The 10742-nt window shown below is 59.9% G+C and carries 14 protein-coding genes; 9 read left to right on the top strand and 5 right to left on the bottom strand.

Going from position 1 to position 10742, the window contains the following annotated elements:
• Positions 1-60: 60 nt before the first annotated feature.
• From K7H22_RS15940 to K7H22_RS15930, 3 genes are read right to left on the bottom strand one after another with little or no spacing between them, the layout of a single operon-like run.
• The gene (locus K7H22_RS15940; protein WP_230801874.1) at positions 61-1245 is read right to left on the bottom strand and encodes a lytic murein transglycosylase; all 1185 of its coding nucleotides are present in this window, start codon (positions 1243-1245) and stop codon (positions 61-63) included.
• A gap of 59 nt (positions 1246-1304) precedes the next feature.
• Positions 1305-2183 carry an adenosylcobinamide-phosphate synthase CbiB gene (cbiB, locus tag K7H22_RS15935; RefSeq protein WP_230801969.1) on the bottom strand — a complete coding sequence of 293 codons (879 nt, stop codon included), beginning with the start codon at positions 2181-2183 and terminating at the stop codon, positions 1305-1307.
• Between the two features lie 14 nt (positions 2184-2197).
• Positions 2198-3202: an aminotransferase class I/II-fold pyridoxal phosphate-dependent enzyme gene (locus tag K7H22_RS15930; RefSeq protein ID WP_230801873.1), complete on the bottom strand. Its 1005-nt coding sequence runs from the start codon at positions 3200-3202 to the stop codon at positions 2198-2200.
• A 200-nt stretch (positions 3203-3402) separates the two neighbouring features.
• Here K7H22_RS15930 and K7H22_RS15925 point away from each other — a divergent pair, with 200 nt between their 5' ends.
• The gene (locus K7H22_RS15925; RefSeq protein ID WP_230801872.1) at positions 3403-3765 is read left to right on the top strand and encodes a response regulator transcription factor; all 363 of its coding nucleotides are present in this window, start codon (positions 3403-3405) and stop codon (positions 3763-3765) included.
• 58 nt (positions 3766-3823) lie between these two features.
• On the opposite strand, the gene K7H22_RS15920 is transcribed toward K7H22_RS15925, so the two are convergent.
• On the bottom strand, positions 3824-4801 hold the full coding sequence (locus K7H22_RS15920; RefSeq protein ID WP_230801871.1) for a glutathione S-transferase family protein: 978 nt from the start codon (positions 4799-4801) through the stop codon (positions 3824-3826).
• 149 nt (positions 4802-4950) lie between these two features.
• Here K7H22_RS15920 and K7H22_RS15915 point away from each other — a divergent pair, with 149 nt between their 5' ends.
• Both K7H22_RS15915 and K7H22_RS15910 read left to right on the top strand, forming a co-directional pair.
• Positions 4951-5790 carry a molybdopterin guanine dinucleotide synthesis gene (locus K7H22_RS15915; protein WP_230801870.1) on the top strand — a complete coding sequence of 280 codons (840 nt, stop codon included), beginning with the start codon at positions 4951-4953 and terminating at the stop codon, positions 5788-5790.
• A gap of 185 nt (positions 5791-5975) precedes the next feature.
• Complete coding sequence (locus K7H22_RS15910; protein WP_230801869.1) at positions 5976-6326, top strand: hypothetical protein; 351 nt, start codon at positions 5976-5978, stop codon at positions 6324-6326.
• Positions 6327-6358: 32 nt separating this feature from the next.
• On the opposite strand, the gene K7H22_RS15905 is transcribed toward K7H22_RS15910, so the two are convergent.
• The gene (locus K7H22_RS15905) at positions 6359-7531 is read right to left on the bottom strand and encodes a MalY/PatB family protein (RefSeq protein ID WP_230801868.1); all 1173 of its coding nucleotides are present in this window, start codon (positions 7529-7531) and stop codon (positions 6359-6361) included.
• Between the two features lie 274 nt (positions 7532-7805).
• Between K7H22_RS15905 and def (K7H22_RS15900) the strand changes: the two genes are divergently transcribed.
• Genes def (K7H22_RS15900) through K7H22_RS15875 form a run of 6 tightly spaced genes read left to right on the top strand, consistent with a single transcriptional unit; the run spans position 7806 to position 10730 of the window.
• Complete coding sequence (gene def, locus K7H22_RS15900; protein WP_230801867.1) at positions 7806-8327, top strand: peptide deformylase; 522 nt, start codon at positions 7806-7808, stop codon at positions 8325-8327.
• Positions 8324-8833, top strand: coding sequence for a peptide deformylase (def, locus tag K7H22_RS15895; RefSeq protein ID WP_230801866.1), 510 nt, complete (start codon positions 8324-8326; stop codon positions 8831-8833). Before def (K7H22_RS15900) ends, def (K7H22_RS15895) begins: the two co-directional genes overlap by 4 nt.
• Positions 8830-9324 (top strand): peptide deformylase, encoded by a 495-nt coding sequence (def, locus tag K7H22_RS15890; RefSeq protein WP_230801865.1) that lies wholly within the window; start codon positions 8830-8832, stop codon positions 9322-9324. The genes def (K7H22_RS15895) and def (K7H22_RS15890) overlap by 4 nt, the downstream gene beginning before the upstream one ends.
• Complete coding sequence (fmt, locus tag K7H22_RS15885; protein ID WP_230801864.1) at positions 9321-10235, top strand: methionyl-tRNA formyltransferase; 915 nt, start codon at positions 9321-9323, stop codon at positions 10233-10235. Before def (K7H22_RS15890) ends, fmt begins: the two co-directional genes overlap by 4 nt.
• 3 nt (positions 10236-10238) lie before the next feature.
• Entirely contained in the window at positions 10239-10478 is a 240-nt protein-coding gene (locus tag K7H22_RS15880) for a hypothetical protein (RefSeq protein ID WP_230801863.1), read from the top strand.
• Between the two features lie 12 nt (positions 10479-10490).
• Positions 10491-10730: a GlsB/YeaQ/YmgE family stress response membrane protein gene (locus tag K7H22_RS15875; protein WP_230801862.1), complete on the top strand. Its 240-nt coding sequence runs from the start codon at positions 10491-10493 to the stop codon at positions 10728-10730.
• The last annotated feature ends 12 nt before the right edge of the window (positions 10731-10742 follow it).

Here is a 10742-nt window from a genome sequence, read left to right as displayed (position 1 = left end):
CCCACTTCTTCTTGCCTTAAATATCCAAGACTGCGCGCGCCACCCTGTCTGCGGCCTGCGTTACATCCGTGACAGAAGCGTCGCAGTCGGCCACGCATCCGCAGGCAGGCCAAGCCGGACCTGTTCCGCCTGCACCGCAGCCCGGGTTCCGGCACCAAGGATGCCATCCACTGCTCCCACGTCGTAGCCGCGTGCCAAAAGCCTTTCCTGCAATTGCCGCATCTGGACCTGATCCAGCCCTGTGTCCGGATTGCGCGGATCAAAAACAGGTTCACCCGACAGCCGTGTTGCGAAATAGGCTGCGGTGAGAACATAGGTAAAGCTCTGGTTCCATTCAAAAAATACGTTGAAATTCGGATAAGCCACGAAGGCCGGTCCCTTGTGCCCCTGCGGCAGGATCAGGCTTGCAGGCAATCCTGCAGCCATCCATCTGCCTGATCGCGGGGCAACACCCATCGCCGCCCAATCGGTTAGGGAACTTGCCTTGCCAACCCCACTCTGGGACCAGTCCATATCGGCGGGCAAAGTGACCTCTTGCAACCACGGCTCGTCCGCGCGCCAACCGAAATGTTGCAGCATCTTGGCCCCTGACAGCAGCGCGTCGGGCGCAGAGGACTTCAGCCTGACATGCCCGTCGCCATCCCCGTCCACGCCGTTCTCGAGGATATCGCCCGGCAGCATCTGCACCATTCCGATCTCGCCCGCCCATGCACCTGTCGTGGTGGCGGGGTCCAGATCGTTGTTCTGGAACAGGGTCAGCGCGTGGAAGACTTGCGGGCGGAAGAGGTCCGGTCTGCGGCAGTCATGCGCCAGTGTGACCAACGCATTGACGGTGTTGAAATCCCCCTGAAACGCGCCGTAATCCGTCTCGAAGGCCCAAAAAGCCAAGAGCACGCCACGCGGTACGCCATATTCTGCAGCAGCGCGATCAAAGACACTGTTCCATTCTCGCGACTTGGCCAGCCCCGTATCAAGCCGCGACTGGCTGATCAGACGACGCGCGAATGTGGTGAAATCCAGTGTGAAGACACCTTGCCGCCGGTCGGCCTCGATCACCTTGGGGTCTTGCCGAACGGGCGCAAAGAACTGCGCGACGCTGCTGGCGGCATGGCCGCGCGAGGTGGCCTCGGCTTTTAACCCGTCGACGAAGGCGCTGAAGCCGCCGCCGCATTGGGCCAGAACCGGCGTGCCGGAAAGGGCGAGGACCATCGCAGTTGTGGTCAGGGAAAACGGAAATGACGGCATCTGGCACCTTGATGTGATTGGTTTTCCGGCACCCTAGCAGGGGCTTTAGCAGGATACGATCACAACAGGGCGAGGATGACGCCAAGGCAAAGAACTGCCGCCCACACTGCCCAGAGAACCCGCAAGGCGGCGTCGATATCCTGCGCCAGCAGGGGCTTGCGCGCTGACGGGTTGACGAAGGGAAAATCTTGCATCCGCCCGTCATAGGCACGCGGACCGGATAGCGCAATGCCCAAGGCGCGCGCCATCGCGGCTTCGGGCCAGCCTGCATTGGGCGAGCGGTGCAGCCCCGCATCAGCGACGATGCCGCGCCAGTCGCGCAGACCGCCATGGGTCAGGGCCATCAGAAAGGCGGTGCCACGTGCGGGGATCAGGTTCAAAAAATCGTCGAACCGCGCGGCTGCCCAGCCGAAAGCCTCGTGTCGCGGGGTCCGGTAGCCGATCATGCTGTCGGCGGTATTGGTGATCTTGTAAAGCAGAAGCCCCGGCAGGCCCGCAATCGCGTACCAGAACAGGGGGGCGACAACGCCGTCAGACATGTTCTCGGCCGCTGACTCGATTGCCGCGCGGGCGACGGCGCTTTCGTCCATCGTGCCTGTGTCACGGCTGACGATCATCGCGACAGCGGCGCGCCCCTTGGCCAGATCGCCGCGCAGTCCTTGGGCCACGGCCTGCACATGCTCCACAAGGCTGCGCTGTGCGATCAGGATCGCTACGACGATCACCTCGACCACCGGCCCAAGCGCCTGTAACGCTCCACCCAGAAGAAGTGCTGCACAGCCCAGCACCAGCATCACGCCGATACCCTTGATCCGGCGCATGCCCCCTTGGTTGAATCGCGCATCGGCCCAACCGATCACCCGTCCCATCAGGACAGCCGGATGCGGCAGCCGTGACCACACCCAGTGGGGCTCTCCCAGTGCTGCATCTAGAAGCATCGCAAGGATCAGGGTCACACAGCCGCCTCGATCCGGTCCCACAGCGCAGGCGCAGGCATGCCCAGCCTGATCAATCTGTCCGACCATGGAAAAATCCGTGTCCAGATGCGGGCCGCTGCCAGACGCGCCTGCCATGCGGCTGCATCGTTCACTGTGTAAAGGCGGAACAGGTCGGTTCCTCCTGTAACCTTGGCGCCTGCTTTCTGCATCAACCCGTCCAGACGCAGCGAATCCGCGGCAAGTCTTCTACGTGTCTGATCAGCCCATTCCCGATCCGCCAGCGCCGCAGCACCGATCGCCAGTGCAGGCCCGGACACCGGCCATGGCCCCATCGCTTCCGCCAGACGCGCCAGCAACACCGGATCGCCGATAGCAAAGCCCAAGCGCAGCCCTGCCAAGCCCCAGAACTTGCCGAAACTCTTGAGGATGATCCCGCCCTCATGCGGCAGATGCGGCAGCAGCGACTGCTCTGGGGCGATGTCGCAAAAGCTTTCATCGACGATGACGAGGGGCAGGTTTTCCAGCGCTGACGGCAGGCTCCATGCGCCTGTCGGGTTGTTCGGATGCACGATCACCCGCGCATCCAGCGCGCCGTCGTCCAGCGGCGTGACTTTCCAGCCATGTGCCGTGAAGGCTGCGGCATGTTCGTTATAGGTTGGTTGCGCGATATGCACCCGTCCGGCCCGCATCAACGCCGGTATCCGCGCGATCAGGGCCGAGGCGCCGGGGGCGGGCAAGACATCCATCCCGTCCGGCACCTGCCATAAGGTGCGCGCCGCATCGTTCAGGGCCTGTGCTGCTGCACGGTCAGGTAGTGCGGTCCACGCGTCGGCAGACCAGACCGAAGCTGCTACAGGCCAAGGGCAGGGGTTGATGCCTGTGGAAAGGTCGATCCAGTCGCACCGCGTGCCGCCAAAGCACGCCATGGCCCCGTCCAGACCGCCACCGTGATCGCGTGGCGCAACTCGCTGCGGCGATACGCTGCCAGACAGAACAGAACTGTTATCGTTTTGCGTCATCTGCCTTGCTCCTGCTTGGGCTCCATCAAGCGGATTCTTGCCAAAAGTGCAAGCTGACCAAGGGTCAGTTAACAGAACCTTCGCACTTATTAACGCTTTGTTAGCGTTTGAGCGTCATGACGGGGGCAGGTGCTGGAACACAATAAGACGCCCCATCCAACGGGATGCAAGCCGCATCCTGCGGACCATAAGAGGACATTATGATCGTTTTGATTGTTGAGCCGGAACCTGATTTGGGGAGGCTCTGGAAACGGCATTTGGAACGTCAAGGCGCGCAGGTGCATCTTGTCCAGGGACAGGAAGGTGCCTTTGATCTGCTACGCGCCCATGCCGTCGACATGATCGTTCTGGATCTGGTCCTGAAAGAGGGCAGCGCATTGGCGATTTCGGACTATGCCAGTTATCGTCGGCCTTTGGCGCAGGTGATTTTCGTGACCAACACGACCTTTTTCTCGGACGGTTCGATTTTTCTGCATAGCCCCAATGCCTGCGCCTTCCTGCAAAGCGCCACCCCGCCCGAGGATCTCGCGGCGATGGTGGCACATTATTGCAAAGCTGGATAGCGTCAGAGATGAAAGGATCCATCCTGCTGACGAGTCGGACAATCCTTCCGGTGCGGCGTCACTTTTCCCGCCCATGCGGTGCCAGAAAGTCCAGAACCGGATTGATCGGGATGATCCGGTTCGGATTGATGGTCTGGTGGCTGAAATGATAGTGCCGCACGATGTGATCAAGATTGACGGTCCCTGCCACACCGGGAACCTGATACAACTCACGCGTATAGGCCCACAGGTTAGGGTAATCTATGATCCGCTTGCGGTTGCATTTGAAATGCAGGTGATAGACGGAATCAAAGCGCACCAGTGTCGGGAACAACCGCCAGTCGGCTTCTGTCAATCGGTCGCCCATCAGATAGCGATGTGATGACAGACGCTCTTCCAGCCAGTCCAGAGTATTGAAAAGGGGCACAACCGCCTCGTCATAGGCGGATTGCGTTGTGGCAAAACCCGCCTTGTAGACGCCGTTGTTGAACGTGTCGTAGATCCGCGCGTTCACTTCTTCGATGTCGTCGTGCAGTTCTTCGGGCCAGTAGTCATCATTGTTGCCGGTCAACCCGTCAAAGGCTGTATTCAGCATACGGATAATCTCGGCGCTTTCGTTGGATACGATCGTATCGCGCTTCGTGTCGTAGAGGATGGGCACTGTGACACGACCTGATACCTTGGGGTCGACGCGGGTATAGACGTCACGCAAGAACGGCAGGCCGAACAGGCGGTCACCCGTCGCACCCTGAAAATCGCTGGACAGGGTCCAGCCATCCGACAGCATGTCAGGATGCACGACCGATACCCCGATATGGTCGTCCAACCCTTTGAGGGCACGGAAAATCAGCGTACGATGCGCCCAAGGGCACGCAAGTGACACATAAAGGTGGTATCGGTCGCTTTCTGCCTCGAACCCGCCTTCGCCGGATGGCCCTGCACGGCCATCGGCAGTGATCCAGTTGCGAAACGCGGCGGTCGAGCGTTCGAACTTGCCGCCGGTCTTCGAGGTGTCGTACCATGTGTCGTGCCATTCACCGTCAACGAGGTGGCCCATGTCTTAATCTCCTTCTGTTGCCAAGAACCTAGGGGCAGCAGGTGCTGTCGCAAAGCCTGAGCCTCGCGCATCCGCCCTGCGTCAGCGCACAGTGCTTGCCCACCCTGATAGAACTGCTAGCTGGAGCGATGCACAGGAAAGGGACAGGCTTGCCGGTATTCGACAGCTATATGGTGGTGGACTGGTCCGCCAATGGCACATCCAAGACAGGGCGCGACAGCCTGTGGATTGCACGCCACGTGCAGGGTGGGGCGGTCATATTGGATAACCCGCCGACCCGTGCGGCCGCGATGACTTTGATCCAGTCACATCTTGAGGATGAGACAAGGCAGGCGCGCCGCGTGCTGGCAGGGTTTGACTTTGCCTTCGGCTATCCCGAAGGCCTGTCACATGCCTTGGCACCGGATGCCGACTGGCGCGATGTCTGGGCTTTCATGCACGCAAACCTCCGGGATGGCCCGGACAATGCCAACAACCGTTTCGATATGGCGGCTGTATTGAACCGGAGGTTTGACGGGCCGGGGCCTTTCTGGGGCAATGGCCTGTCCCGCGATATTCCCGAGCTGCCTCGCCGCAAACCGCAGGGATGGGGCGACAGCCTGCCCAGGAACCGGCGCCTTGCCGACCAGCTTGCCAAGGGCGCGCAGGAAGTCTGGAAGCTGAGCGGGGCGGGATCGGTTGGCGGGCAAAGCCTGACCGGGATTGCCGCATTGCAAGGGCTGCGCCACAGGGTTCCGCTGGCGGTGTGGCCTTTCGAGTCTGCCGAAAATAAGCACCTTCCGGTTCTGGCCGAGGTTTTCCCCTCGCTGGTTCCGCTTGATCCGGCGCTGCATCCTGTGCGCGACGCCGCGCAGGTGTCGGGACTGGTGACACGTCTGGCACAATGGGATGCAGAGGGACGCCTTGCGCGGATGCTGCAACGGCGCGAGTCCTTTCCCGATTCGGTGCGAAACCATGAGGCGATGATACTGGGTCTCGTGGAATGTTGACGCTGGCACGGGTCAGTCTGTCTGTAGAGTCAGAAACAGAAACCAGTCACAAGCCACCTTTTTCCCCGAAAATGGCCGTTTTTCGGTGATAGGTAACGGATTGGAAATGATGTGTCGTCAAAGCTTTACTTGACGATTTTCAACCATGCTTCATCCTGGGGATGAATGCGGATCGGGAGGACGGCATGACGACTTTTTTGTCCAGAGAATTGCGCGAGGGTCTGGCCGCCGCCCGCAAGCTTGCACAAAAACGCAGCAGCCGTCTTAGGATCGAAGTCGGGGGCAAAACCTATCCCGTGCTACGGGTGTGGGACAGCGGCTTTGCTATGGATCTGGACGATGCGCCGCATCTGCGCGGTCTGGTTGATCTTTACGACGGTGGCAAACACCTGTCGCAATGTCTGATCGTTGCGTCCGAAACGCAGGATGACGAGATGTGGTTCGATTTCAAGCGCAGCACGCCGGTTGCGGACAGGGCGGCACTTGATTTTGCCCGTGACGAGGCCGCGCCAGTCGCATTGATCGAACGCAGCTGAACGCTGCGCCGCCCTTTTTTCTTTTCTGACCTTTATTGCAGATCGCCAAAGGCTTTTTGCAAACGCGCGACCGCCTGTTCCACTAATGCGCGGGGCGTGGCCAGATTGAAACGCAAGAAACACTCGCCCCCGCGACCGAAAGTCGGCCCGTGGTTCACTGCGATATGTGCGCCCTGTTCCACACGGCGTGTGAATTCTGCCTGATCCATGCCGGTCCCTGAAAAATCGACCCATGCCAGATATGTTGCCTCCAGCGGCATCGAAGCCAGACCGGGGATGGCATTCACACCGGCATCGAAGATCTGGCGGTTGCCATCCAGATAGACCATCAGATCATCCACCCAGGCAGCGCCGGCGGGCGAATAGGCGGCTGTTGCCATATGCAGCCCGAAAGAGTTGGGTGACAGGCCAAGTGCCATCATCCGCCCCTCGAACCGTGCGCGCAAAGCGGGGTCGGGGATAATGACATTGCCGGAATGGCTGCCTGCGATGTTAAAGGTCTTGGTCGTCGCCGTCATCATCACCAGCCGGTTGCCGATACTGTCATCGACATTCGCCATGACGGTATGTTTAGCGCCCGGATAGACCAGATCATGGTGGATCTCGTCCGAGACAAGGATCAGATCGTGACGCTTTGCGAAATCGGCCACGCCTTGCAATTCGGCCTGCGTCCAGACCCGTCCGCCCGGATTATGCGGCGAGCACAGAATGACCATCTTGGCTGATCCGTCCATCTTGGCATCATAGGCGTCGAAATCCATCTCGTAGCGCCCGTCAGTGTTCACCAACGGGCATTCGATCACACGGCGTCCGTTGGCTTTGATGACCTTGGCAAAGGCATGATAGACTGGCGTGAACAAGACCACCCCGTCATCCGGTTGCGTGAAAGTGTCGACACACATCGCGGTGCCATTGACCAGACCATGCGTGGTGAAGATCCATTCCGGCTGCATCGTCCAGCCGTGGCGGTTCTGCATCCACCAGCAGATCGCGGCGCGATAGGCGCTGTCATCGCCAAAATAGCCGTAGACGCCATGATCCCGCATCTTTGCCACCGCGTTCTGGATGCAATCCGGCGCGACAAAATCCATATCGGCAACCCACATCGGAATCCCGTCTGCGGCGGGAACACCATAGAGTTTTTCCATCATGTCCCATTTGACAGAATGGGTGCCAAAACGGTCAACGGGTGTATCAAAGCTCATCATTGTCTCCTGTTTGCGAGGCAGAGTAACGCGCGACCGGACCTGTGCAACAGTCAACTGCGGCAATTCTCTTTGCTGCCGAGAGTTATCTATATGTTCTGAATAAATGCAATATATCAGGCAGAAATTTTATTTTTTGATAATAAATGAAAAACTTTTACTATCAATAACAACAATGGTAGAACAATCATCTTGCCGAAATGGTGGAGCAGTACGGTATGCAGTCTATTTTGCACCATTGCACCGCAATGGCCTGTATCCTATTTCGGCAGTCATGACAAAACGCCCGATCCTGATCCATCCCGACCCGCGCCTGAAAAAGGTCTCGGCCGCTGTGCCGGACCTGAATGATGATCTGCGCCGTCTGGCAGATGACATGCTGGAAACCATGTATGACGCTCCCGGCATCGGGCTGGCGGCGCCGCAAGTCGGTGTGAACAGCCGCCTGATCGTTCTTGATTGCGTCAAGACCGAGGGCGAGGCACCGCGCCCGCTGATCATGTTCAACCCCGAGATCATCGCCAGTTCCGACGAGCGCAGCACCTATGAGGAAGGTTGCCTGTCGATCCCCGAGCAATATGGCGAAGTCGAGCGTCCCGCCGAAGTGTCCCTGCGCTGGATCGACCGCAACGGCAACGAGCAGCAGGAAGATTTTGCCGGTCTCTGGGCCACCTGTGTGCAGCATGAGGTGGACCATCTGGATGGCAAACTATTCATCGACTACCTCAAGCCGCTGCGTCGCCAGTTGATCACGCGCCGGATGCAGAAGCTCAAACGGGAACGGGCCCGGGTGTGAGCGCGCTGCCGATCTTGCGCTGGCCCGACCCGCGGCTCTCGACCCTTTGTGATCCGGTGGCGGATCACCACGATCTGTCCGATCTGGTGCGCGATATGTTTGAAACCATGTATGACGCCTACGGGCGCGGTCTGGCCGCGCCGCAAGTCGGCGTGATGATGCGGCTTTTCGTGATGGATTGCGGCTGGAAGGATGGCGACATGACCCCGATGGTGTGCATCAACCCTGAAATTACGCGTGCCGAGGGCATGGTGTCCGGCAATGAGGGGTGTCTGTCCATCCCGGGTGTACTGGCCGAGGTGCAGCGTCCCGAGCGGATCAGGCTGCGCTATCTCGAAATGGATGGAACCGCGCAAGAGGTTGAACTTGACGGTTTCGAGGCGCGTTGCGCCCAGCACGAACTTGATCATTTGGACGGTCTTGTCACATTGGACCGCCTCTCGCCCGAAGCTCGGCGTGTGGTGGAGGCCTCCTATTCCGTCAGCTTTCCTGCGCGCCCCGCGTGACGGTCCGTCGTTGCATCCCCTGGCCTGATGCGCGTCTGCGAAATGCTGCCGCTGATGTGTCGGCCATTACGGATGATATCCGCGCGATCTGGGTCGACATGATCGACACGATGGAAGCCATGCCTGGCGTGGGCCTTGCCGCGCCCCAGATCGGCGTGATGCTGCGTCTTGCCGTTGTTGATGCCTCGGAAAAACGCGGGCAGGTGGTCCGTATGGCCAATCCCGAAGTGGTCCATGCCTCGGTCCAATTGCGCGATCATGATGAGGCAAGCCCCAACTTGCCCGGCGTATCCGCCACGATCAGCCGCCCCCGCGCGGTGCTGGTGCGGTTCCTGAACGCGCAGGGCCAGGTCGAGGAGCGTGATTTCGTCGGGCTTTGGGCCACATCGGTGCAGCACCAGATCGACCATTTGGCGGGCCGGATGTATTTTGACCACCTGTCGAAGACCAAACGCGACATGCTGATCCGCAAGGCAAGGAAGCGCGCATGAGGATCGTCTTCATGGGCACGCCCGCTTTTTCTGTTCCGGTACTTGATGCGCTGGTAAAGGCGGGTCACGAGGTTGTGGCGGTCTATTGCCAGCCCCCGCGTCCGGCAGGACGGGGCAAAAAGGAAATGCCGACACCGGTGCATGCCCGCGCTTTGGAATTAGGGCTGGCCGTGTATCATCCGGTCAGCCTGAAGAGCCCCGAGGCGCAGGCGGAGTTTGCAGCCTTCAAGGCCGATATCGCTGTCGTTGTGGCCTATGGCCTGATTCTGCCGCAAGCGGTGCTGGATGCGCCGGAACGCGGTTGCCTGAATATTCACGCCAGTCTGCTACCTCGCTGGCGTGGAGCGGCTCCGATCCATCGTGCGATCATGGCGGGCGATGCGGAAACAGGAATCTGTATCATGCAGATGGAGGCCGGTCTGGACACAGGGCCGGTTCTGTTACGAAAGGCAACACCGATCGGACCCGAAGAGACAACAGGGCAGTTGCATGACCGTCTGTCCGACATGGGCGCGCATTTGGTTGTCGATGCCTTGGCGCGTCTGGATGATCTTGTGCCCAAGGCGCAACCCGCTGCTGGCGTGACCTATGCCACGAAAATCGACAAGTCCGAGGCGGCTATCGACTGGACACACCCCGCCCCTGAGGTGGACCGCCACATCCGCGCCTTATCGCCTTTTCCGGGCGCGTGGGTGGATCACGACGGCCAAAGGATCAAATTGCTGGCCTCGCGGCTGGCGACCGGACAGGGCGCGCCGGGTGAGGTTCTGGATGATGCTCTGACCGTGGCTTGCGGAACGGGTGCAGTCCAGCTTTTGCGCTTGCAACGCGCAGGGCGCGGCGCGCAGGATGCAGCAGAGTTTTTGCGGGGTATGCCCTTGCCCAAGGGCACCCGGCTTGTGAAAGGATAGTCAATGTTTCCCACGATGATCGGAACAGTAGTGATTGCGGGAATCGTGGGCTATCTGTCTGAAAAAACAGGCTTCACGCGGAACGGATATCTGCAATCCATCATCATCTGTGTCGGTGGGGCGTTCCTGTTCTATTTTGTCCGGATCATGTTCGGGCTGAAGTTCGGCAGTCCCGGGTTCGATGCGATCCTGTCCTCGGTCGGGTCACTGATCCTTGTGCCAACCCACTGGCGTAGAAAGTAGGGGGGGTAGAACGTGCCTGTAATCTGGTTGCTTATCATCGGCGCAGCGGCGGGTTTTATCGCCACGCGGCTGATGCGGATCGAGGCTGATATCATCACGACGGTGGTGATCGGCATGGCGGGTGCCCTGATCGGCGGACTGGCCCTGCGTGCGCTTCTGGCGGTGCTGGGCTTTGGTGCCGGTCTTGTGGGGGCGGTACTCGGTTCGCTGGTGCTGATCTGGCTCTGGCAGCTTTACGCAGGGCGCAAATAGCCACAGCTTTGC

The sequence above is a fragment of the Seohaeicola saemankumensis genome (assembly GCF_021021435.1).
Lineage (GTDB): Bacteria > Pseudomonadota > Alphaproteobacteria > Rhodobacterales > Rhodobacteraceae > Seohaeicola.
This window is presented reverse-complemented; position numbering and strand designations above follow the sequence as displayed.